At 32.6% G+C, this 24,218-nt stretch carries 18 protein-coding genes; 13 read left to right on the forward strand and 5 right to left on the reverse strand.

Annotated features, from left to right (window positions below):
- Window positions 1-91 precede the first annotated feature (91 nt).
- The 10 genes from V6624_RS20550 (at window position 92) to V6624_RS20595 (ending at window position 16,000) form a co-directional block, all read left to right on the forward strand.
- Window positions 92-676 carry an acyl carrier protein phosphodiesterase gene (locus V6624_RS20550; RefSeq protein ID WP_338840009.1) on the forward strand — a complete coding sequence of 195 codons (585 nt, stop codon included), beginning with the start codon at window positions 92-94 and terminating at the stop codon, window positions 674-676.
- 31 nt (window positions 677-707) lie between these two features.
- On the forward strand, window positions 708-2,390 hold the full coding sequence (ggt, locus tag V6624_RS20555; RefSeq protein ID WP_338840010.1) for a gamma-glutamyltransferase: 1,683 nt from the start codon (window positions 708-710) through the stop codon (window positions 2,388-2,390).
- A gap of 72 nt (window positions 2,391-2,462) precedes the next feature.
- On the forward strand, window positions 2,463-4,247 hold the full coding sequence (locus tag V6624_RS20560) for a chloride channel protein (RefSeq protein WP_111283472.1): 1,785 nt from the start codon (window positions 2,463-2,465) through the stop codon (window positions 4,245-4,247).
- 63 nt (window positions 4,248-4,310) lie between these two features.
- Window positions 4,311-5,264 (forward strand): Fic family protein, encoded by a 954-nt coding sequence (locus V6624_RS20565; protein WP_338840011.1) that lies wholly within the window; start codon window positions 4,311-4,313, stop codon window positions 5,262-5,264.
- A gap of 100 nt (window positions 5,265-5,364) precedes the next feature.
- Window positions 5,365-8,196, forward strand: coding sequence for an excinuclease ABC subunit UvrA (uvrA, locus tag V6624_RS20570; protein ID WP_338840012.1), 2,832 nt, complete (start codon window positions 5,365-5,367; stop codon window positions 8,194-8,196).
- Window positions 8,197-8,208: 12 nt separating this feature from the next.
- A complete protein-coding gene (locus tag V6624_RS20575) occupies window positions 8,209-9,303 on the forward strand; it encodes a hypothetical protein (RefSeq protein ID WP_338840013.1) in 1,095 nt (364 codons plus the stop codon).
- Between the two features lie 186 nt (window positions 9,304-9,489).
- Window positions 9,490-9,654, forward strand: a complete 165-nt coding sequence (locus V6624_RS20580) for a hypothetical protein (RefSeq protein ID WP_338840014.1) — start codon at window positions 9,490-9,492, stop codon at window positions 9,652-9,654.
- A complete protein-coding gene (locus tag V6624_RS20585; RefSeq protein WP_111283468.1) occupies window positions 9,651-10,379 on the forward strand; it encodes a TIGR00730 family Rossman fold protein in 729 nt (242 codons plus the stop codon). The genes V6624_RS20580 and V6624_RS20585 overlap by 4 nt, the downstream gene beginning before the upstream one ends.
- Before the next feature lie 269 nt (window positions 10,380-10,648).
- Complete coding sequence (locus V6624_RS20590) at window positions 10,649-13,396, forward strand: aminopeptidase (protein WP_338841921.1); 2,748 nt, start codon at window positions 10,649-10,651, stop codon at window positions 13,394-13,396.
- A 189-nt stretch (window positions 13,397-13,585) separates the two neighbouring features.
- A complete protein-coding gene (locus V6624_RS20595) occupies window positions 13,586-16,000 on the forward strand; it encodes an alpha-ketoacid dehydrogenase subunit alpha/beta (RefSeq protein ID WP_338840015.1) in 2,415 nt (804 codons plus the stop codon).
- 43 nt (window positions 16,001-16,043) lie between these two features.
- Here V6624_RS20595 and V6624_RS20600 read toward each other — a convergent pair.
- From V6624_RS20600 to V6624_RS20620, 5 genes are all read right to left on the reverse strand, one after another.
- Window positions 16,044-17,287, reverse strand: a protein-coding gene (locus V6624_RS20600; RefSeq protein WP_422389319.1) for an IS3 family transposase whose coding sequence is annotated in 2 segments (ribosomal slippage) — window positions 16,044-16,948 and window positions 16,948-17,287 — 1,245 coding nt in all. Because the reading frame shifts where the segments join, the coding sequence is not laid out codon by codon here.
- Between the two features lie 207 nt (window positions 17,288-17,494).
- Window positions 17,495-18,229, reverse strand: a complete 735-nt coding sequence (kdsB, locus tag V6624_RS20605) for a 3-deoxy-manno-octulosonate cytidylyltransferase (RefSeq protein ID WP_338840017.1) — start codon at window positions 18,227-18,229, stop codon at window positions 17,495-17,497.
- A 213-nt stretch (window positions 18,230-18,442) separates the two neighbouring features.
- A complete protein-coding gene (locus V6624_RS20610) occupies window positions 18,443-19,255 on the reverse strand; it encodes a class I SAM-dependent methyltransferase (protein ID WP_111283466.1) in 813 nt (270 codons plus the stop codon).
- A gap of 292 nt (window positions 19,256-19,547) precedes the next feature.
- On the reverse strand, window positions 19,548-20,378 hold the full coding sequence (gene ygiD, locus V6624_RS20615; RefSeq protein ID WP_338840018.1) for a 4,5-DOPA dioxygenase extradiol: 831 nt from the start codon (window positions 20,376-20,378) through the stop codon (window positions 19,548-19,550).
- Between the two features lie 74 nt (window positions 20,379-20,452).
- Window positions 20,453-21,862 (reverse strand): ATP-dependent DNA helicase, encoded by a 1,410-nt coding sequence (locus V6624_RS20620; RefSeq protein ID WP_338840019.1) that lies wholly within the window; start codon window positions 21,860-21,862, stop codon window positions 20,453-20,455.
- A 305-nt stretch (window positions 21,863-22,167) separates the two neighbouring features.
- Between V6624_RS20620 and V6624_RS20625 the strand changes: the two genes are divergently transcribed.
- From V6624_RS20625 to V6624_RS20635, 3 genes are all read left to right on the forward strand, one after another.
- The gene (locus tag V6624_RS20625; protein WP_338840020.1) at window positions 22,168-22,989 is read left to right on the forward strand and encodes a DUF3822 family protein; all 822 of its coding nucleotides are present in this window, start codon (window positions 22,168-22,170) and stop codon (window positions 22,987-22,989) included.
- Window positions 22,986-23,591: an RsmD family RNA methyltransferase gene (locus tag V6624_RS20630; protein ID WP_111283463.1), complete on the forward strand. Its 606-nt coding sequence runs from the start codon at window positions 22,986-22,988 to the stop codon at window positions 23,589-23,591. The genes V6624_RS20625 and V6624_RS20630 overlap by 4 nt, the downstream gene beginning before the upstream one ends.
- A gap of 162 nt (window positions 23,592-23,753) precedes the next feature.
- Window positions 23,754-24,176, forward strand: a complete 423-nt coding sequence (locus V6624_RS20635; protein WP_111283462.1) for a hypothetical protein — start codon at window positions 23,754-23,756, stop codon at window positions 24,174-24,176.
- The last annotated feature ends 42 nt before the right edge of the window (window positions 24,177-24,218 follow it).

Here is a 24,218-nt window from a genome sequence, read left to right on the forward strand (position 1 = left end):
TTTATAACAAAATGATTTAAAAAAGTTTTTATACATTTACTAAAATAACTTAGAAACTTATCTGTTAAGTATCTTAGAAATAGTAAAAAAAATGAATTTCTTAGCCCATATATACCTTTCTGGAGAAAATGATTTGATAAAAATCGGGAATTTTATGGCAGATGGAATTCGCGGAAAACAATTTGAACATTTTCCTGAAGATGTGCAAAAAGGAATTTTGCTGCATCGATTTATTGACACTTATACCGATTCTCACGATATTTTTAGAACCAGTACAAAACGTTTACACGAAAGATACCATCATTACGCGGGAGTTATTGTAGATATTGTGTATGATCATTTTTTGGCAAAAAACTGGACCAATTATTCAGATGAGAAATTAGAAAGTTTTATAAGCCGATTTTACAATTCGCTTCATGATAATTACGATATTCTAACTGAAAAGACTCAAGGTTTAATGCCCTATATGATCGAAAGAAACTGGCTTTTGAGTTATCGTACAACAGAAGGAATTCACCAAATTCTGACTCAAATGGATCGAAGGTCTAAAAATATTTCTCAAATGCAATTCGCAATTGAAGAGTTGAATGAATTTTACCACGAATTTGAAGAAGAATTTACTTCATTCTTTGAAGACATAAAAATACATGCCAAAGAAAAATTACTTTCTCTTTAAACTGTTTTTTTTCAATTAAATCTATTTGCTTATGAAAAAAATTACGCTTTTAGTAGCATTTCTCTATATAAATATCGCTCAAGCGCAGCAGACAAATCCGACTGGTTTAGTTGTTACAAAAGCAATGGTAGTTTCTGCTCGAGAAGAAGCTTCAAAAATTGGATCTGACATTATGAAAAAAGGCGGAAATGCTTTTGATGCAATGGTTGGAACCGAATTAGCTCTTGCAGTTGCTTTTCCTTTTGCGGGAAATATTGGCGGTGGCGGATTTATGGTTTACAGAAAAGCAAATGGCGAAGTTGGTTCTTTGGATTATCGCGAAAAAGCGCCATTAGCTGCTACAAAAGATATGTTTTTGGACAGCAATGGAAATGTTATAAAAGGAAAAAGCACTGAAACTGCTCTCGCTATTGGTGTTCCTGGAACTATTGCGGGCGTTTTTGCTGTACATAAAAAATACGGAACAATGCCTATTTCTAAAATTTTGGAACCCGTTATCGCTTTAGCTGAAAGAGGTGTTGTTGTAACAAAAAAACAAGAAAAAAGTTTAAAAGATTACCACGAAAGCATTGTAAAAATAAACGGTGATAATTCGCTTTTATCTGGAAATTTCAAAGAAAATGATACGATCAAATATCCTGCTCTTGCCAAAACTTTAAGAAGAATTCAGAAAAAAGGAAGAAATGAATTCTACAAAGGGGAAACTGCAAAAATCTTAGTTGATTATCTTCAGAAAAAAGGCGGTATTATCACCATGCAAGATTTGGCTAAATATGAAGCAAAATGGAGAAAACCGCTTCAATTTACTTATAAAGGTTTAAAAATAACATCGATGTCTCCTCCAAGCAGTGGCGGAATTTGTTTAGCGCAGATTTTAAAAATGCTTGAGCCATACGATTTAGCAAAAATGGGACATAATTCGCCAGAAGCAATTCAAGTTATTGTTGAAGCTGAAAGAAGAGCTTACGCAGACAGAAGTTTCTTTTTGGGCGATCCAGATTTTGTCAAAATTCCGATAAAAGAATTATTGGCAGAAGATTATTTACGAAACCGAATGGCAAGTTTTAATCCTGAAAAAGCAACTCTTTCTTCAGAAATAAAAGAAGGAAAAGTAAATTATGCAGAAAGCACCGAAACGACTCATTATTCGATTGTAGATCAATTTGGAAATGCAATTGCGGCAACTACAACTTTAAATGATGGTTATGGTTCTAAATATTATTGCGACGAATTAGGTTTCTTTTTGAATAACGAAATGGACGATTTTAGCGCTAAACCAGGTTCTCCAAATATGTTTGGTTTAGTTGGAAATGAAGCCAACAGCATTGCTCCACAAAAACGAATGCTGAGTTCGATGACACCAACTATTGTGGAGAAAGATGGCAAATTATTTATGGTTGTTGGAACTCCAGGCGGATCAACGATTATAACTTCGGTTTTACAGACGATCTTAAATGTTTACGAATATAATTTAAGTATGCAAGAAGCTGTAAATGCACCTCGTTTTCATCATCAATGGCTACCCGATTTAATTACATTTGAACCAAACACTTTCGAAACCAAAACAATTGATCAGCTTAAAGCTAAAAGCTATTTAATTAACGAAAAGCCAACTCCAATTATTGGAAAAGTAGATGCTATTTTGGTTTTACCAGATAAAAAATTAGAAGGAGGAGCCGATTTTCGAGGAGATGATACCGCTGTTGGGTTCTAATCGTTTTCGGTTTTTATTTTTTTTATCTAAGATTATAACCTAATTTTGTAAGTCAGATAATTTTAAAACGGAATGCTAAAAAAATATTTCAGAAGACTAGAAAGCATAATTGCCTTGGCTCAATCATTAATGACTCCAAAGCAGTTTCTTTTTTTATCAAGCGTTTTAATAGGAATATCTTGTTCGCTGGCTGTAATCATCCTTAAAACATTCGCGCACAGCGTTTTCTCTTTTGCCACATACATCAACGGAATTCTAAAATTGAGTTTCATTAATAGTATTCTTCCAATTATTGGTATCTTATTAACGGTATTTGTTGTAAAAAAAGTACTCAACGGAACCATTCAAAAAGGAACTTCACAAATACTTTATGCCGTTGCAAAAAAAGCAAGTATTATTCCGAAAAAGCAAATGTATGCGCAGATTATTACAAGTTCGTTAACCGTTGGTTTAGGAGGATCTGCCGGTTTAGAGAGTCCGATCGTGATAACTGGAGCTGCATTTGGTTCTAATTTTGCTCAAAATTATAAACTGCAATACAAAGACAGGACTTTATTAATTGGCTGCGGTGTTGCTGCGGGAATTGCGGCTGCGTTTAACGCTCCCATTGCAGGAGTTCTTTTTGCAATTGAAGTTTTATTGGTAGATGTCAGTATTTCTGCCTTTACTCCTATTATGATTTCTGCTGCTACAGGTGCTTTGGTTTCTGCTATTGTTTTAGATGAAAGCATTCTTTTGAGTTTTAAACAGCAAGAAACTTTTAATTTTCATAATATTCCTTTCTATGTAATTTTAGGAGTTCTTACTGGCTTGGTTGCGATTTATTATTCGAGAAATTTTCAGAGAGTTGAACATTATTTTGCGAAACAGCAAATTAATCCATACAGAAAAGCTTTAATAGGTTCGTCACTTTTAGCATTATTAATATTTATTTTCCCAACATTGTTTGGTGAAGGTTACGAAAGCATTAGAACACTTGCAGAAACAGATCCTGGAAAATTGCTAGACAATACTTTGTTTGCTGATTTTAGAAACAGCCAATGGGTTTTACTGCTTTTTGTTGGTGCAACAATGATGATGAAAGTTTTTGCTTCGGGATTGACTATCGGAAGTGGTGGTAACGGAGGAAACTTTGCTCCTTCTCTATTCTTAGGATCGTATTTAGGCTATTTCTTTTCTAAATTTATTACTTTAATCGGTTTATCAAAGCTTCCAATTACCAATTTTACGATGGTTGGAATGGCTGGAATTTTGAGCGGTTTATTTCATGCTCCGTTGACGGCTATATTCTTAATCGCTGAAATTACTGGAGGTTACGGATTAATGATTCCGCTTATGATTGTTTCTTCAATCAGTTTTGCGATTTCTAAACGTTACGAAAAATATTCGCTGGACGTAAAAGGATTAGCCAAAAAAGGACATGCATTTACTAGCAATAAAGATTCTAACATTTTATCAACTTTAGATATTGACAGCATTATTCAATGCGATTATTTAACTGTTCATCCTGAAGAAAATTTAAGCAAATTGGTTGATCTTATTTCGCATTCCAATCAAGTTGTTTTTGCTGTTGTAAATAATGATAAAGATTTAGTCGGGGTTGTTCATTTTAATGATATTAGAGAAATTATTTTCAATGCCTACCGCGTAAAATACACACAGATAAAAGATGTAATGAAAGCGCCAACAGCAACAATTTCTTCTCTTGACAGCATGGAAATTGTGATGAAGAAATTTGAAAACTCGAAATCTGCTTTTCTTCCTGTTTTAAGAGATGGAAAATATCATGGCTTTATTTCCAAATCAATAGCGCTAGAAGCTTATAGAACAAAACTGCGTTCTATGACTATTGAATAACTTTAATATCGGATACGTTAAAAATTTTATTTATCCGATATTAAGAAGTATCTTTGTAGGATTATGTTTAATATTGACCTAACATACCGAGAAGAATTTCAATCAACCTTTGATCGATTGTATCAAAAAAGGCAAGAACTGCAAAACAGCAGGCCATTGCCTAATATTGCTTTGAATAAAATACGAGAAAGTCTTTCCTTAGAATGGACTTATAATTCCAATAGTATTGAAGGAAATACGCTAAACCTGAGAGAAACTCAAATGGTTATTCAAGAAGGAATTACCATTAAAGGCAAATCGCTTCGTGAACATTTTGAAACCCATAATCATGATAAAGCTATTGACTACCTCTACTCTATTGTAGATGAAAATTATAAGCTAAGAAGTATAGATATTTTATCTATTCATGGTTTGGTAATGCGTTCTATTGAAGAAGATTTTGCAGGCAGAATTCGTAATGGAGGAGTTCGAATTTCGGGAGCAAATTTTATGCCTCCAAATGCCAATAAAGTCTCCGATTATTTAGACGAATTAATAGAGTTTATCAATACAAATCCGTTAGGTTTAAACGATATTGAACTAGCAACAATCTATCATCATAAACTGGTCTGGATTCATCCTTTTTTTGATGGAAATGGGCGCACGGTTCGTTTAAGCATGAATTTATTATTGATGCGATGCGGTTTTCCGCCAGCCATTATTCTTAAAAATGACAGAAAAAAATATTACGAAGCACTCAATCAGGCGAATAACGGTAATTATCAGAAACTAACCCTTTTAATGTGCCAAGCGCTTGAACGAACACTCAATATTTACCTCGGTGCAATGCCTGATAGCACTTATGATTATCAATCTATTCAAAATATTGTTAGTGAACCTGATACACCTTATGGCCAAGAATATGTCAGTTTATTGGCTAGAACAGGAAAAATTGATGCTTATAAAGAAGGCCGAAATTGGTACACCACAAGAGAAGCTATTGAAAACTATATGGCAACCCGAAAAAGAAAGCGCTAGTTTAAACTAGCGTTTTTTGTTACTATTTATAACATAAACTTTTGCTATCGAGCACTAAAAGAACAAATCAAAGTGGTAACTTTGCGTTTTGCTCAAAATTATGTTAGATAAAGACAATACTATTGAAGTTCTTGGTGCAAGAGTTCATAATCTAAAAAATATCGATATCTCAATTCCACGTGAAAAACTAGTTGTAATTACTGGTTTATCAGGTTCGGGAAAATCATCTTTGGCATTTGATACGATTTATGCTGAAGGACAGCGTCGTTATGTAGAAACTTTTTCGGCTTATGCCAGACAATTCCTTGGCGGATTGGAACGTCCGGATGTTGATAAAATCGACGGACTTTCTCCAGTTATTGCAATTGAACAAAAAACGACCAGCAAAAGTCCTCGTTCGACGGTTGGAACTATTACAGAAATTTACGATTTCCTAAGGCTTTTATACGCACGTGGCGCAGATGCCTACAGTTATAACACTGGAGAAAAAATGGTTTCTTATTCTGATGAACAGATCAAAGATTTGATTATTCAGGATTATAACGGAAAACGAATTAATATTCTTGCTCCAGTTATTAAAGCCAGAAAAGGTCATTATGCCGAACTTTTCCAACAAATTACCAAACAAGGATTTTTGAAAGTTCGTGTAAACGGAGAAGTTCAGGATTTGGTTTCCGGAATGAAATTAGACCGTTATAAAACCCACGATATTGAAATTGTTGTAGATAGAATGGTGATTGAAGATAATCCTGATACTCAAAAAAGATTATCTGAAAGCATTAATACAGCAATGCATCATGGCGAGGATGTGTTGATGATTTTAGATCAAGATTCTAATGAAGTACGTTATTTCAGTAGAAATTTAATGTGCCCTACGACTGGAATTTCATACCAAAATCCAGAACCAAATTTATTCTCTTTTAACTCTCCAAAAGGAGCTTGTCCACATTGTAACGGACTGGGAACTGTTCACGAAATCAACGTTAAAAAAATTATTCCAAATCCGAAATTATCTATAAAAGCTGGTGGTTTTGCTCCGCTTGGCGAATACAAATCTTCATGGATTTTCAAACAATTGGAAACCATTGGAGAAAAATTCGGATTTAAAATTACAGATCCAATAGAGAAAATTCCAGAAGAAGCGATGCAAATGATTTTATATGGCGGAAAAGATAAATTTTCGATTAATTCTAAAGACCTTGGCGTAACAAGAGAATATAAAATCGATTTTGAAGGAATTTCTAATTTCATTAAAAATCAGTATGACGAAAGCGCTACAACAAGCATAAAACGTTGGGCAAAAGATTTTATGGACGAAGTTAACTGTCCTGTTTGTGATGGTTCTCGTCTTAAAAAAGAAGCTTTATTTTTTAGAGTAAATGAAAAAAATATCACCGAACTGTGTGATATGGATATTTCTGATTTAACAGCGTGGTTTCATGATTTAAATAGCCATTTAACAGATAAACAGCTTTTAATTGCTTCTGAAGTTGTAAAAGAAATTAAAGACCGATTGAACTTTTTGATGAATGTTGGTTTGAATTATTTGGCTTTAAGCCGAAGTTCAAAATCACTTTCTGGTGGTGAAGCACAGCGAATTCGTCTGGCAACACAAATTGGTTCGCAATTGGTTGGTGTTTTATATATTTTGGATGAACCAAGTATTGGTTTGCACCAAAGAGATAACGAAAAGTTGATTCAATCTTTAGAACAATTACGCGATATTGGAAACTCTGTAATTGTAGTTGAACACGATAAAGACATGATCGAAACTGCAGATTATGTAATTGATATTGGTCCAAAAGCTGGAAAATACGGAGGAGAAATCATTAGTATTGGAACTCCGAAAGAAACTTTGGCTTCAAATACCATTACCGCTCAATATTTGAATGGTAAAATGAAATTTGACATTCCGAAGAAAAGAAGAAAAGGAAATGGCAAATTCTTAAAACTAACTGGAGCAACAGGAAATAATCTTAAAAATGTTTCGATTGAAATTCCATTAGGACAATTAACTTGTGTTACAGGAGTTTCAGGAAGCGGTAAATCGACTTTGATTAATGAAACACTTTATCCAATTTTAAATGCGTATTATTTTAATGGCGTAAAAAAACCACAGCCTTATAAAAAGATTGAAGGTTTAGAGCACATTGACAAAGTAATTGATATTGACCAAAGTCCGATTGGTAGAACACCACGCTCAAATCCGGCGACATATACAGAGGTTTTCACCGAAATCAGAAATCTGTTTACAATGACTTCTGAAAGTATGATTCGTGGTTATAAAGCGGGTCGTTTCAGTTTTAACGTAAAAGGCGGACGTTGCGAAACCTGCGAAGGTTCTGGTGTAAGAACAATCGAAATGAACTTTTTACCAGACGTTTATGTAGAATGCGAAACTTGTCAAGGAAAACGTTTCAATAGAGAAACTTTAGAAATTAGATACAAAGGAAAATCAATTTCTGATGTTTTGGATATGACGGTTGATGAAGCGGTTCCGTTTTTTGAAAATATTCCGAAGATTTACAGAAAAATCAAAACGATTCAAGATGTTGGTTTAGGTTATATTACACTTGGACAACAAAGTACAACGCTTTCAGGTGGTGAAGCGCAACGTATTAAACTGGCTGGAGAATTATCTAAAAAAGATACTGGAAATACATTTTATATTCTGGATGAACCAACTACGGGTTTACACTTTGAAGACATTCGTGTTTTGATGGAAGTAATCAATAAATTGGTTGACAAAGGAAATACAATTCTTGTGATCGAGCATAATATGGATGTTATAAAACTTGCCGATTATATTATTGATATTGGTCCTGAAGGTGGAAAAGGTGGCGGACAATTGGTTGCTAAAGGAACACCAGAAGAAGTGGCTCAAAATAAAAAAAGTTATACAGCTAAGTTTTTGAAAAAAGAGTTAGAGTAATATTTTAAATATATGAAAAAAATCTTTTTCCTTTTGCTATTTGTAAGTCATACTATATTTAGTCAACAAATAGAAACTTTTAACTTTCCTAAAGATACTTATCGAAGCGTAAAAAATAGATTTAGCATTAATCCAACACCAAATTATCAGGTTTATAATGAATATTACTTTGAAATTAATTTAGAAGACTTTTTTTTCAACAAAAACAAACCTATTAAAGATGTTAGTTATTATTACAATAATGATAAAGCCAAAATGTATTTCGTAGAGTTTACAGTTGATGGTAAAATACAAAAGATTGAGAATTTTTATGACCATAAAAAAATAACTTTCAATTACTCCAACAAAATTATTACAAGACAAGCGTACGCTATTGGAACCAATATTGCGGATAAATTATCTTCTACAGATAGTATTTTCTACGATTACAACAATAATATCATAAAAAAATCACTTACCAATTATGATCAAAAACAAAATATTATCGAAAGACATATTGAAGATTATCAATACATAGACAAGAATAAATTAGTAAAAAAATATCAATATGACATCAGAGAAAATGCAACATTCATTTCTGGGTCTTTATCTCTTTATGAATATAGTGATAATGAGATTACTGAAAAAATATATAATCTTGGAGTCAAGAATCATACCATTCAAGAATTAAAAAAAGATTCAACAATATTCAATTCCAATCATCAGAAAAAAGTTTACCATCTAAATGAGAAAGGAGAAATTTCAAAAATTGATATTTCTTTTTCAAATAAAATAGAAAATTCAATCACTATAAAATATGACGACTTTAACAGAATGAAATCGGTTAATTCTGCTCAATATAAAGTCACGGATACTTATGCCTTTGAATTCGATGTAAAAAATAACATTGTTGAATTATCTAAAGAAGGAGTAATTCTTAATTATAAATACGATGAGAATAATAATGTCATTTCTGAAATAATAAAATCTGACAGTAACAACGATAAAGATTCTGATGTTTTAGAATACGATTATGAATACGACATGAATGATAATTGGATTACAATTACAATCATTAGAAATGGATCTACGCATTCTAAAAGAACTCGAAAGATAAATTATTATTAAAAAAAATATTTTTCTTACTTCACAAGCAACTGGTATTCAACACACATATACAAAAAAGTCTAATTCCTTTACTTTTACAATCTAATAATAACAGATTTCTAGAAAAAAGCGTTAATTTAGTGTCCGCTTTTTCTGAAAAATTCAAAGTTTTTAAAGAAAGATCTTTCAATTAAACCAATTGTTTATTTGAAGCCAACTGCCCTAGCCCTGATGGGAGCGGCATCTCCCGATTTAGAAAAACAAGGCTCTTTAGCCGTAGTTTTTGTTTATCGGGAATATAGCGGACAGCAGGAACTAGCTCCTTATTCCGATTACATAAAACATAATAATAAATTAAAATACCTAAAATGAGATTAGAAGATTTTGATAATGATGAAGATAAAGTAATTCAGGACCGTTTGAAACAAAAAACGTGGAATGAAATTAGAACCAATGACAGCTGGGCAATTTTTAAAATTATGTCTGAGTTTGTAAATGGTTATGAAGCAATGGGACGTATTGGTCCTTGCGTTTCGATTTTTGGATCTGCAAGAACAAAACCAGATGATAAGTATTATAAATTAGCTGAAAAAATCGCTTATAAAATCAGTAAAGCAGGTTACGGTGTGATTACAGGAGGTGGTCCCGGAATTATGGAAGCTGGAAATAAAGGCGCGCATTTGGGTGGTGGAACTTCGGTTGGTTTGAATATCGAGCTTCCATTTGAGCAGCATTTTAACCCGTATATTGATCACGATAAAAACTTGAATTTCGATTATTTCTTTGTTAGAAAAGTAATGTTCGTGAAATATTCGCAAGGTTTTGTGGTTATGCCAGGTGGTTTTGGAACTCTAGACGAAATGTTTGAAGCGATTACTTTGATTCAAACTAAGAAAATTGGAAAATTCCCAATTATTTTGGTAGGAGTTGAATTCTGGTCTGGATTGATTGACTGGGTTAAAACCGTTTTGGTTGAAAAAATGCATACCGTAAGCCCAGAAGATTTGAATTTATTTAAAATCGTTGATACTGAAGATGAAGTTGTAGATGTATTAGATAAATTCTATAAAAAATACGATTTAAGTCCGAATTTCTAAATTTAATTATCTCAGGCGAGATCGTATTTCCCTACGAACATAATACCATTTATCGTTAAATTACGTAAAGTATCGTAAAAATTGAAAGCTGTTTTTTAAAACAGCTTTTTTTATGCTATTTTTACAGAAAACCAAAGTCACAATATGTCCGTAAATTAAGTATATCTGCTAATTTTTTAAGCCATTATTTGAAAGCACTTTATAAAATTATTTGCCTCATTTTAGTTTTATTCTGTTCGATGAAACTTTCTGCACAACATCTTTCTAAGATGGAAGTGGCGGTAAATCTTGAGCTTAAAACACTGAATGTAAAACAGGATATTACGTATCATAACACTTCTAACGATTCCTTAATTTCGATTACTTTAAACGATTGGAACAATGCATTTGCTGATAAAAACACGCCACTGGCCAAACGTTTTTCTGATGAATTTTACAGAGGTTTTCATTTAGCAAAAGCTGCAGATAGAGGAAAAACTACCATAATAAATCTGATGGATTCCAATTTTATGGCTCTAGAATGGGAAAGAAGTGCCGAAAATCCAGATTATGTTATTGTGAGATTAAATCGCAAACTTCCTCCAGGTGAAAAAATCGATTTACATCTTAACTATATTGTAAAAATTCCGAATGATAAATTCACTCGTTTTGGTTTTGATCAAAATGGCGGTATGGCTTTAAAAAACTGGTTTTTAACTCCAGCTAGATTTGAAAATCATCGTTTCATAAAGTATAACAATTTCAATTTAGACGATATTGCTAATGCTGTAACTGACTATGAAGTTGAAATTAAAATTCCAAATCAATACTCAATTGTAACCGATTTAAATCCAGTTACAAAAGATATCACAAACCAAGATTACAGCATTTATTCTTTCGAAGGAAAAAATAGAACTGATTTTAGCCTTTACATCGAAAAACAAAATACTTTTAGAACCTATGATAATGGATTATTGGAAGTTTCAACCAATTTGAAAAACAAAAAAATTGACGAAATCCAGAAAGCCATAATTATAGATCGAGTAGTTTCTTTTGCCGATAATTTTATTGGAAAATATCCACATCAAAAAATAACAGTTTCTCAAGCTGATTACGATCGAAATCCATTTTACGGACTCAATCAGCTTCCTTCATTTATAAGTCCGTTTTCAGATGATTTTATCTTTGAAATTCAGTTTTTAAAAACATTTTTGAATAATTATCTCAAAAATAGTTTGACTTTAGATCCTAGAAAAGACAATTGGGTTTATGATGGAATCCAGATTTATACCATGATGAAATACATGGAAGAAAATCATAAGGACCTGAAAATGTTAGGTAAACTTTCAGACATGAAACTGTTTAAAAGCTATAACATTACAAATATCACTTTTAATGAGCAATACAGTTATTATTATATGCTGATGGCTCGTAAAAATCTAGATCAGCCGCTAGGAGATCCTAAAAACACGCTAATAAAATTTAACGAACAAATTGCCAGTAAATATCGCGCAGGTTTAAGTTTGAGTTATTTAGACGATTATTTAAATCATAATATTGTTCCTGAAAGTGTAAAAGAGTTTTATAATCTGAACAAATTTGGACAGTCAAATCGCTATGATTTTGAAAAAATCTTAACCCAAAAAAGTTCGAAAAATATAGATTGGTTTTTCAATACAATTATTGATTCTCGCGATATTATCGATTATAAATTCACTAATGTTTCGAGAACAGCAGACAGCGTTAAGTTTTCTGTTAAAAGCAAAACAGGCATCTACGCTCCTATTCCAGTTTACGGAACTAAGAAAAATGAAGTTGTTTTTAAAGAATGGATTGAGCCTAAAACCAAAGATTCTGTTTACGAATTTGAAAGAAAAAATGCGGACAAAATTGTAATTAACTATGATAATGAAGTTCCAGAATACAATCAGAGAAACAACTGGAAATCATTAAAACATGTTTCGTTAAATCGCCCTATAAAATTTAATTTTGCTAAAGATTTAGAAGATCCAAACTACAATCAGATTTTATATATCCCAACACTGAATTATAATTTATATGATGGTTTCACACCTGGAATTCGTTTTCAGAACAAAACCATTTTAGACAAGCCTTTTAATTTTGACATAAATCCTGCTTACTCTATAAATGCTGGAACATTTTCTGGCTCTTCAGCCTTCTCGTGGAATCAGTATTATAGACATAGCACTTTATTTAATGTACGTTATTCTATTAGTCAAAATTACTTTCACTACGCTCCAGATGCAACTTATTTAAGATTGAATCCGATGGTAGTGTTTCGCATTCGCGAAAAAGATTTTAGAGACAATAGAAAACAAACTTTTCTATTTCGCCAAGTAATAGTAAACCGTGAGGCTAGTGCCTATATTACTGATAATTCTGAGCCAAATTATTCTGTTTTTAATGCTCGATATGTTAATAGCAAAACAGAATTGATTGATCATTTTAGCTATATGAATGATTTACAATTTTCAAGCGGATTCGGAAAAATTTCAGGTGAAGTCGAATATAGAAGATTATTTCAAAACAATCGAAAGCTAAATTTACGATTATACGCTGGTACTTTTGTATATAATAAGACAAATTCAGATTATTTCAGCTTTGGTTTGGATCGCCCAACCGATTACTTATTTGATTATAACTTATTTGGAAGATCTGAGACCACTGGCTTTTTTAGCCAGCAATATGTAATTGCTGAGGGAGGTTTTAAATCACAATTAGAACCATCTTATGCTAACCAATGGATGACAACTTTAAATGTTAGTTATGCTGTTTGGAACTGGGTGGAACTTTACGGAGACGTTGGTTTTTTAAAGAATAAACACCAAAGCGAGTTTTTTGCGTACGATAGTGGCGTGCGTTTAAACTTGGTTCCAGATTACTTTGAACTCTATTTTCCGGTATATTCTAATAACGGATGGGAAATATCACAACCTAAATACAATGAAAAAATACGATTTATAATCACTTTTTCGCCAAAAACTTTAGTCACACTTTTTACCCGAAAATGGTTTTAATCAAATAAATTTTAAACAAAAACTTGCGAAATTATCAACAAAATTAAATTTTACATAAAAATCACTTAAAAAAAATACGTAGTTTTTTGAATTTGAATACAAATAATTAAATTATATTTAGTTTAAAGAATTATGATTATTGATTGTTTTTAAGTAATTTCGCGACATAAACAATGACCTCTCAAAATGATGATAAAAGAAAAAAGCAATACTACACTGACATTTGAAGATTTCAAAACTGAGGTATTGAATGACTACAGAATCGCTGTAACAAGCCGTGAATGTAGTCTTTTAGGTCGAAAAGAAGTATTAACAGGAAAAGCTAAATTTGGAATTTTTGGCGACGGAAAAGAAGTTCCTCAGCTAGCAATGGCAAAAGCTTTTAAGAATGGAGACTTCCGTTCTGGATACTATCGCGATCAAACTTTTATGATGGCTATTGGCGAATTAAATGCAAAACAATTTTTTGCTGGTTTATACGGTCATACTGATTTAGCTTTCGATCCGATGTCTGCGGGAAGACAAATGGGCGGACACTTTGTAACGCACAGTTTAAACGAAGACGGTTCTTGGAAAGATTTGACAAAACAAAAAAATTCAAGTTCTGATATATCTCCAACCGCTGGGCAGATGCCTAGATTATTAGGTTTAGCACAAGCATCAAAAATATATAGAGAAGTTGACGGAATCACTATTAAAGATAAATTTTCTGTTAACGGAAATGAAGTAGCTTGGGGAACTATTGGTAACGCAAGTACTTCTGAAGGTTTATTTTTTGAAACCATAAATGCAGCTGGAGTTCTGCAAGTTCCAATGGTTATGAGTGTTTGGGATGATGAATACGGAATTTCTGTTCATGCTAAACATCAAACTACTAAAGAAAATATCTCTGAAATTTTAAAAGGATATCAACGCGATGAAGATTCTAAAGGTTATGAAATCTTTAGAGTTAAAGGCTGGGATTATGCCGAATTGGTTTCGACTTACGAAAGAGCTGGAGCAATTGCACGCGAAGAACATATTCCTGTTTTAATTCACGTTAACGAATTAACTCAACCTCAAGGCCACTCTACTTCTGGTTCTCACGAACGTTACAAAAGTGCAGAAAGACTGGCTTGGGAAAAAGATTTTGACTGTATTCGTCAAATGCGTCTTTGGATGATTGCCATTAATATTGCTTCTCCAGAAGAATTAGCAGAACTTGATTTCCAATTAAAGAAAGAAGTTCTTGAAGCTAAAAAATATGCTTGGGATGCTTTTATTAATCCAATTATAGAAGAACAAAAAAATCTTCTTAATTTATTAGAACAAATTGCTGAAGCAAGCATTGATCATAAAGATAGAATCAAAAAATTAATTTCTGAATTGGCTGCAATTAAAGCGCCTTTAAAAAAGGAATTATTGGTTTATGCTAGAAAGATTCTTCGTTTTATTGAAGTTCCAAACAGCAAAGTTATTTTATCAAACTGGATTACCAACTTCTTGAATGAAACTCAAGAAAAATTCAGCAGCAATCAGCATTCTGAATCTGCTCAAAATGTATTTTCAGTAGAAAAAGTTCTTCCAAAATATGCAGAAAATGCAAAACCAGATTTGGACGGAAGAATGATTTTGCGTGATAATTTTGATGCTTTATTTGCGAAATATCCTGAGACTTTAATTTTCGGTGAAGATGTTGGAAACATCGGTGACGTAAATCAAGGGCTAGAAGGCATGCAGGAAAAATACGGTGAACTTCGTGTTGCTGATGTTGGAATTCGCGAAGCGACTATTATTGGTCAAGGAATCGGAATGGCTTTAAGAGGTTTACGTCCGATTGCTGAAATTCAGTATTTAGATTATTTATTGTACGCTATTCAGATCATGAGTGACGATTTAGCTACTTTACAATATAGAACGGTTGGAAAACAAAAAGCGCCGTTAATCATTAGAACTCGTGGACACCGTTTGGAAGGAATCTGGCATTCTGGTTCTCCAATGGGAATGATTATCAATGCGATTCGTGGAATTCACGTTTTGGTTCCAAGAGACATGACACAGGCCGCTGGTTTTTATAACACTTTGTTAGAATGTGACGAACCTGCTTTGGTTATTGAATGTTTAAATGGATACCGCTTAAAAGAAAAAACACCTTTGAATTTTGGTGAATTTAAAACACCAATTGGAGTTGTAGAAACTTTAAGAGAAGGTTCAGATATTACTTTAGTTTCTTACGGATCAACTTTAAGATTGGTTATGCAAGCAGCTAATGAATTAGCAGAAAAAGGAATTAACTGCGAAGTTATTGACGTTCAATCTTTACTTCCGTTTGATATTAGCAAAGACATTGTAAAAAGTGTTGCAAAAACAAATCGCCTTTTAGTAATTGATGAAGATGTTCCTGGTGGAGCTTCAGCATACATTTTACAGCAGATTTTAGAAGAGCAAGACGCTTACAAATATTTAGACAGCAAACCACAGACTTTGGCAGCAAAAGCGCACAGACCTGCATACGGAACTGACGGTGACTATTTCTCTAAACCTTCTGCAGAAGATATTTACGAGAAAATTTACGATATGATGCATGAAGTTAATCCTTCTAAATTCCCTGCTTTATACCAGTAATTTAGAATGTTTTAGATGTCTCGTCCTAAAATAAGTTGACAGTTTACAATAAAAATTTACATAAACCAGCCAGGCTTTCTTGGCTGGTTTTTTCATGTATAAAGTTAGGAGTTTTCATCATCAAACTTAGATGTGGTCTTTTTGTATTATATATAATTATTGACTCCTTTATAAGCTTTTCCAATGTGGCTCCATCCTGGCATTTATAAATTAAAAACTCATTTTTTAAAATTCCATTAATTCTTTCCGCTAATGCATTTTGATAGCAGTCATATCCATCTGTCATTGATGGTTTAATGTTGTGTTTGGCTAATACATTTTGATAAACCTTTGAACAATATTGCAAACCTCTATCAGAATGATGTATCAGCGGCAGTACCGATTTTCTACTCCTCACTGCCATTTTTAAAGCCTGAACTACACTTTCTGCATTCATATCATCACTAAGTTTGTAACCAACTATTTTTCTGCTGTAAGCATCAGTGACCAAGGAGAGATAATGAGTTTTTTGCTGTGATTTTATATAAGTGATATCACTTACGTATACTTGTTCAGGACGTTCAATTTTACATTCTTTCAAAAGATTATCATATTTGTGCAGCCAATGTTTTGAAAAAGTAGTTTTTGTATAGCTCTTTATTGGTTTTACAAGTAATTTTTCTCTTCTTAAATAATCAAAAAATGCATCTCGGCCTATCTTAATTCCCTTTTGTAAAAATTGATCACAAAGAATATGGTATAATTTACGAGTGCCAATACGAGGCATTTCCATTCTTATACCGATAACCAAATCTCTAACTTTGAGTAGCTCAGATTCTCTTAAAGCAATTCTGTTCTGCCCTTGATAGAAAGCTTGCCTGCTGATCCCAAACAATCGGCAACTTTTACATAAACTTATTCCTGCTTCTTGCCTGAGGCGGAAGATGGTTTGGGAGAAAACTTTTTTCGAATCTGAGTACCGTACTGACTATCAGAAATATCAATCATGGTATTAAGTATCTTATTTTTTAGCTGTTCATCTGCTAATTCCTTTTCAAGCCTTTTAATGGTTTGTGCCGGAGTTTCTTTAGATTTAGACATAAATAACAAGTTTGGTTTGCTCCAGTCTAAGTTACCAAATTTTCTGAGCCACACCAAAACTGTACTTCTTCCTTGTATTCCATAGTTTTTTTGAGCTTGTCTATAAGTCATTTCTCCTTTTTCGACTTGGGAAACTACAGCTAATTTAAAAGCCATGTTGTAATCCCGCTGGGAACGCCTGTCTCTTTTGTTTTCTTTATCTTTCATAATAAGTCAATTTAGTGTCAACTTATTTTAGGACGAGACAAGATATTAAAAAAAGCTCCAATATTTTGGAGCTTTTTTTGTTTCTGAGGAACGAAGGATCACACTCGTAAATCGACAAAGATTGGCGACATTCTATGCGTAGTTTCTAGTGTGATCCTTCGTTCCTCAGGATGACAAAATTGTGTATAATGATTAAAAATCAATTAATTAAATATCACGCAGCATAGCTCTCGCTCTTTCCAGATCTTCAGCCGTATCAATCCCAATACCCACATGTGTTGTTTCGACCATTTTGATACGTTTTCCGAACTCTAAATATCTTAACTGCTCTAACTTCTCAGAAGCTTCTAAAGTTTTCATTGGAAGGCTGTAAAAATCTAATAAAGCCTGTTTTCTAAAAGCGTAAATTCCGATGTGCTGGAAATATCGTACTCCAACATTTTTCTCTCTTGGATACGGAATTACAGAGCGTGAAAAATACAATGCAAACTGTGATTGATCTACGACCACTTTTACATTATTCGGGTTATTGATTTCATCTTCATTTGTGATTTCACGCATCAACGAAGCCAAATCAACCTTTTTATCGGGATCATTTTTAAAAACAGATAAAACTTGCGCTAAAGGTTCTGCTTCTGTAAAAGGTTCATCGCCTTGTACGTTTACTACAATATCGACATCGAGATCGGCAATAGCTTCAGCAATTCGGTCGCTCCCTGATTCGTGTTCTTTGATGCTCATAATCGCTTTTCCACCATTAGAAACAATTTCATCAAAAATTAGATCAGAATCAGTTACAACAAAAACATCATCGAATAGATTTGTTGCTACTGAAGCTTCGTAGGTTCTTAGAATTACTGTTTTGCCTCCCAAATCCTGCATTAGTTTTGCAGGAAAACGTGTTGAAGCATATCTGGCTGGAATTACCGCTATTATTTTCATTCTTATATTTTGCTGAGTTTAAAAAACTCAAAATTTAGTAATTTAATTTTCACCCGTTTTAAGTGTTTGCAAATATGCAAAAATTACTTTTAAATTTTCTGTTTTCTATTTCTGTAAAGGATGAAAATTATGTTCAATAATTTTCTTTCTACTAGCAAACAATACATTGATTATTATTAACAGCTTTGTTGTCTTATTTATTAAGACAACAAATTAAGCCAAAACTGTAACACGAAGATAAGTTGCGGGAATTAATGTAGAATTTGTGTCATTACTTTTGTTTTGGCTATTAACTAATCCTTCAAGTTTAGCATACAAATCAGAAGTTTTTCCATTTTGTTCTGCAGCTTCAAAAGCATTCATAGTTGGGCCATAGTAATTTTTTAATCGATTTAGCCACTCCGAAGGAGGGAATGCTGCTTTAAATGTAAAGGTATCTCTCTCAAAAGAAATATTTTCTTTAGGAACACCCGCATTTGTAAATCTTTCGATTACGTTATCCTCAATACCCCAAAGCATTGGGCTTACAAAACCCTCAGGAGGCGGTGGTGTAAATTCAGAACTAATCTTCAAGATTTGTGCAATCAACGTTGGATCTCCAGGTATCCAATTGCCCATAATAATTTTACCTCCAGGCCGTGTGACACGAACCATTTCTTTAGCAACATCAAAAGGTTTTGGAGCAAACATTGCCCCAAAAATGCTCATCGTAACATCGTAAGATTGATTTTTCAATTCATTCAAATCGGTTGCGTCACCTTCTTTAAATACAATATTAACCAATCCTTCCTTTTTTGCTCGAAGATTGCCAGCTTCAACTAAATTTCTTGCTATATCAACACCTAAAACATTGGCTCCTAGTTTTGCCGAAGGTATTGCGGTGGTACCGTCACCACAGCCGAGATCTAAAACGTTACTATTCTCTTTAATTCCAATTTTAGCAACCAATTCCGCACCACTTTCTCTCATAGATTCTGCAACGCGCGTAAAATCGCCTTTTTCCCATAATGCTTTGTTTGGATTCATCTTAGTTTTATCAGTGATTATAGTGCTGATGCCGCACTTTTACATAATTTGTAATCATCTTCTATCATTTTTTAAATTATCACCAGTTAATCACAAAAGGCATTTAAAAAACTAATTAAAAAAGAAGATACAAACCAAATAATCAACTGACAAACAATTACTTATGTAAAAATAAACAAATTTGCATGAAACATTTTACTATCTCACCAATTTATTTTTTAAACAAATTGTGTAGATTATAACTTTTAGACCATTATCACATAAATGGAAAACGATTGGAAAACAAATACTATTACAATATTTTTACCGAAGTCATACTCAACGAACCTGCCAAAAGTTTATCATTAAACAATTCCAATTCATCGTTTTTATCTTTTAAACCTAAAGTATACAACAACGGAAGATAATGTTCTGGCGTGGGAACTGCCAATTGAACAGCTTTATTAAGTTTTTCGAAATCAATTAACGGCTGAAAATTTCCGTCTAACAAATAATTATTTACGGTTTCTCTTGCTTCAATTGCCCAATCGTAACCGTAATTGTCTTTATCAAAATTTCTGAAATCAACCATTCTTAGGTTATGGACAATATTACCACTTCCGATAATTAAAACGCCTTTATAACGAAGTGCTTGCAGTTTCTGAGCCAATTCAAAATGATATTGTCCTGATTTAGTGTAATCGATGCTCAGCTGAATTACAGGAACATCTGCGTTTGGATATAAATGTTTAATTACGCTCCAAGCGCCATGATCTAATCCCCAATGTTCGTCTAATTCGACCATAACTGGATCCAAAATCTTCTTTGTTTCGACTGCCAATTCTGGACTTCCTTTTGCGGGATATTGCACATCAAAAAGCGCTTGCGGAAAACCTCCAAAATCATGAATCGTTCTTGGCATTTCCATCGAAGTCACTTTTGTTCCTTTGGTAAACCAATGCGCAGAAACGCATAAAATAGCATTTGGCTGCGGAAGTGTTTTTGCCAAATCTCGAAATCCAGTCACAAACTGATTCTCTTCAATAGCATTCATTGGACTGCCGTGTCCTAAAAATAGAACTGGCATTTTATCGGTATTCGAAAACGTAGATGAAATCGAATGTAAGTCGTTTAGTGTTGTCATTGCAAAAGCATTTATTGTTAGCCACGAATTCACGGATTTTTGTTTAAATAATTCGTGAATTCGTGGCTAAAAAACTATTCTTCAAAACTCTCGTCTTTAAATCCTATCAAATATAGCTTATTTTTAGCACGTGTCATAGCAGTATAAAGCCATCTAATATAATCAGTGTCAATGCCATTTGGAAGAAATGGCTGTTCGATAAAAACCGTATTCCACTGCCCCCCTTGCGATTTATGACATGTTATCGCGTAAGAGAATTTCACCTGTAAACCATTGAAATATTCGTTTTCTTTTACCTTTTGAAATCTCTTGTATTTGGTTGGCTCATCTTCATAATCTTTCATCACTTCTTCATACAAACGATTTGATTCTTCGTAAGTTAAAGAAGGCGATTCACTTGTCAAAGTATCTAAAATTAAAACCGTCTCAAAAGGTTTTTGCTCTGGATAATCGACCATTCTTATTTTTACTTTCGCAAACTTAAATCCGTACAATTCTCTGATTCCGAAAAGTTCTAAAACTTCGATAATATCACCGTTGGCAATAAATCCAGCTTCGTCGGTCTCTTTTAGCCAGAAATAATTGTTTTTTACAACCATTAAAAAATCTCCAACCGAAAGTTCGCTTTCTTTAAATAAAATTCGGCTTCTGATTTGCTCATTGTATTGATTTGCTCTTTTATTTGAACGAACAATAAAAGCAGTATCTTCAATACTATAATTGCTATATGCCGTATTAATCGCGTCCTGAATATCGTAACCGTCAGTCAATCGAACGATATCTTTAAACTTCTTTACATTGAATTTAAATTCGGTTATAAAACTTTCTTTCAGCAACTCACGCAATTCTGTTGCGTTGTATAAAATTCCTGAACTTTCTTCCTGACGCATTACTTCGTCCAATTCGATATGTTCGATTTCTTTATCGTAATGAATACCCAAAGTCTGAATATCAAGCGCTGGACTAATATCTAAATTCACAGGAGGCAACTGTGCCGTATCTCCCAAAAGAATCATTTTGCAATTATTTCCAGAATATACATAATTAATCAAGTCGTCCAGAAGCGAACCGCTGTCTAAAGTACTATCTGAAATCATCGAAGCCTCATCGACGATAAAAATGGTGTTTTTATGTTTGTTGACTTGTTTGGTAAAAGCGACTCCTCCGCCAGAAGATTTCTTAGGAAAATAGATCTTTTTATGAATTGTAAATGCAGGATTATTCGAATAATTGGCAATTACTTTTGCAGCGCGTCCCGTTGGTGCAAGCAAAACGTATTTTTTGTTGATGTCGCCTAAATTATTGACAATAGTCGAAATAACGGTCGTTTTTCCTGTTCCAGCATATCCTTTCAAAACGAAAATTGTATCATTTTGAGGTTCGGTTAGAAAAATCGCAATTTTCTGAAAAAAAATATCCTGTTTGTAAGTTGGAGCAAAAGGAAATCGTTTTTGTAAAATACCGTAAAACTGTGCAGAATTCATAAAGTAATATTGAAACACAAAGGTCGACTTTTTTAATTTTAAATTCCAAGAATCAAATTCCAAATTCCAAACTTTAAAATTTACTTGCAATTATGCTCAATATTCAAAAAAACAAGCAAATTACATTCATAAAAAACACAACTTATTAACTTTCAAATAAATACACTTTTTCTTAACCTTCTTTTAAACTTAGATTGAAATTGTTTTTTGAAATTGCAATTATAATTGTTCCTTTTTAATTTGTAAGTTTGTGGTCGCTTAAATTCTTTCTTGATTTAAAACAGGTAACGAATTGTAAATCAACTATGTCATTACAAAATACTAACATTACTTCAAAAAATTACAGAAAACTTTCTATTCAGGTTTCACTGACTGGATTTTCATATTGCTGTTTTGATACTTTAAATAATATTATTACTTCTTTTAAAGAAATAAAGTTTGACACGTCAACTAAAACCGCAAAAATTGAAGATTTATTCAGCGAGGCATTCAAGAATAATCCTGAATTAAAAGAGACTTACGACGAAGTAATGGTTATTCATAATAATAATCTTTCGACTTTTGTGCCAACTGCTTTGTTTGATGAAAACTATTTAGGGAGTTATCTTCAATACACAAAAAAAGTATTTGAAACGGATTTTTTCACTTTCGATCAAATTCCAAACTATCAAATGAATTCTGTTTATATTCCATACATAAACATCAATAATTTCTTGATTGACAACGTAGGATCTTTTGATTACAAACATGCTAATACAATTTTGGTCGAAAAAATTCTGGACAATTCGCGCAATAATGACGATAAGAAAATGATCGTGAATTTTAATCCTGAGAATTTCGAAATTATTGTGGTTCAAAATCAAAAGCTTCTGTTATTCAATTCTTTTGAATATCATACACCAGAAGATTTCATTTATTATGTTCTATTTACAGCTGAACAATTGAGTTTGAACCCAGAAAGTTTTAAATTAGAATTACTGGGAACAATTACAGAAAATGACCCTTATTTTGAAATTGCTTACAAATATGTTCGCCATATTTCTTTTCTAGACGTTGCTAAACTTAAGGAAAAGAACAATTTTACAACTGCTCAAAATCAAAAACATTATATCTTATTTCAATCATGAGAATCATTTCAGGAAAATACAAAGGACGCAGAATTTTTCCGCCAAAAAATCTACCTGTTAGACCAACGACTGATATGAGTAAAGAAGCATTGTTTAATGTTTTGAATAACCATTTTAGTTTTGACAGCTTAAAGGTTTTAGATCTTTTTTCGGGAACGGGAAACATTAGTTACGAATTCGCTTCACGCGGAAGCGCTCCTATCACCTCTGTTGATGGTGATTTTGGTTGCGTTAAATTTATTAAACAAGTTTCGTCAGAATACGATTTTGATATTGCTGCAACTAAAAGCGATGTTTTTAAATTCTTAGAAAATTCTAAAACAACTTACGATATTATCTTCGCAGATCCGCCTTACGGATTAGATCAGGCGACTTTTGAAAAGATTGTTTTGACAGTTTTTGAAAGAGGTTTGCTTGAAGATGACGGAATGATGATTATTGAGCATTCAAAATATACAAAACTTGAGCATATGAGTAATTTCTCGTTTCAGAAAAGTTACGGCGGTTCTTTCTTCAGTTTTTTTGAACTAAATTCAACCGATGATGACGAAGAATTACCTCACGACCTTTCAATAAAAGAATCTGAAGAAGACGAAGGATAGTTTTTTTCATTTTTTAATATATTGCCCTCTTGTAATGAATTTTACAAGGGGGTTTCTTTTGACTAATTTTTAAAATCAAAAATGTCTTAATATATTATAAAAAAGTCCTAAACGGTTATTTCTGTATAGATTTTCTACATTTTTTTGTATAAAATTCAAATCATGAAAAAATTCCTTTTATCACTTGCTTTCATTTCCTTAATCTCTTGTTCGAAAGATGATGATTATAAAGAAAAAAAATACAACGGACCACGATATATGGATCCGCCAGTTTGGATTCAGGGAACTTGGAAAGACAACAAAGACAGAATGATTCAATTTACTGAAGACAATTTGTTATACAAATATCCTATGCAAAAATATACTTCTGCTACTACTGAAATATTTGATTATGAAAGATATTACTTAAAAGAGTATGGTAATTATCAAAATCCAAATGTTCAGGAAGTTGAATTAATAGATTATTATAGCATAAAGTATAATTGCCTAAATGATGCACCAAGCAAAAAATTTAGTTTTATACGAATATCAGAATCTGAAATTGAATCTACAGGTTTAATGCCTGGAATATATATAAAACAATAACTTAAAAAGAAGAGAAAACTCTTAAAATTAAGAGTTTTCTCT

Origin of the sequence: Flavobacterium ginsenosidimutans, assembly GCF_037478105.1 — a bacterium.
Lineage (GTDB): Bacteria > Bacteroidota > Bacteroidia > Flavobacteriales > Flavobacteriaceae > Flavobacterium > Flavobacterium ginsenosidimutans.

What these genes read in the sequence shown, in the direction of transcription:
- V6624_RS20550 (WP_338840009.1), top strand. Translation starts at nt 92, where the DNA reads ATGAATTTCTTAGCCCATATATACCTTTCTGGAGAAAATGATTTGATA.
- ggt (WP_338840010.1), top strand. Translation starts at nt 708, where the DNA reads ATGAAAAAAATTACGCTTTTAGTAGCATTTCTCTATATAAATATCGCT.
- V6624_RS20560 (WP_111283472.1), top strand. Translation starts at nt 2,463, where the DNA reads ATGCTAAAAAAATATTTCAGAAGACTAGAAAGCATAATTGCCTTGGCT.
- V6624_RS20565 (WP_338840011.1), top strand. Translation starts at nt 4,311, where the DNA reads ATGTTTAATATTGACCTAACATACCGAGAAGAATTTCAATCAACCTTT.
- uvrA (WP_338840012.1), top strand. Translation starts at nt 5,365, where the DNA reads ATGTTAGATAAAGACAATACTATTGAAGTTCTTGGTGCAAGAGTTCAT.
- V6624_RS20575 (WP_338840013.1), top strand. Translation starts at nt 8,209, where the DNA reads ATGAAAAAAATCTTTTTCCTTTTGCTATTTGTAAGTCATACTATATTT.
- V6624_RS20585 (WP_111283468.1), top strand. Translation starts at nt 9,651, where the DNA reads ATGAGATTAGAAGATTTTGATAATGATGAAGATAAAGTAATTCAGGAC.
- V6624_RS20590 (WP_338841921.1), top strand. Translation starts at nt 10,649, where the DNA reads ATGGAAGTGGCGGTAAATCTTGAGCTTAAAACACTGAATGTAAAACAG.
- V6624_RS20595 (WP_338840015.1), top strand. Translation starts at nt 13,586, where the DNA reads ATGATAAAAGAAAAAAGCAATACTACACTGACATTTGAAGATTTCAAA.
- kdsB (WP_338840017.1), bottom strand. Translation starts at nt 18,229, where the DNA reads ATGAAAATAATAGCGGTAATTCCAGCCAGATATGCTTCAACACGTTTT.
- V6624_RS20610 (WP_111283466.1), bottom strand. Translation starts at nt 19,255, where the DNA reads ATGAATCCAAACAAAGCATTATGGGAAAAAGGCGATTTTACGCGCGTT.
- ygiD (WP_338840018.1), bottom strand. Translation starts at nt 20,378, where the DNA reads ATGACAACACTAAACGACTTACATTCGATTTCATCTACGTTTTCGAAT.
- V6624_RS20620 (WP_338840019.1), bottom strand. Translation starts at nt 21,862, where the DNA reads ATGAATTCTGCACAGTTTTACGGTATTTTACAAAAACGATTTCCTTTT.
- V6624_RS20625 (WP_338840020.1), top strand. Translation starts at nt 22,168, where the DNA reads ATGTCATTACAAAATACTAACATTACTTCAAAAAATTACAGAAAACTT.
- V6624_RS20630 (WP_111283463.1), top strand. Translation starts at nt 22,986, where the DNA reads ATGAGAATCATTTCAGGAAAATACAAAGGACGCAGAATTTTTCCGCCA.
- V6624_RS20635 (WP_111283462.1), top strand. Translation starts at nt 23,754, where the DNA reads ATGAAAAAATTCCTTTTATCACTTGCTTTCATTTCCTTAATCTCTTGT.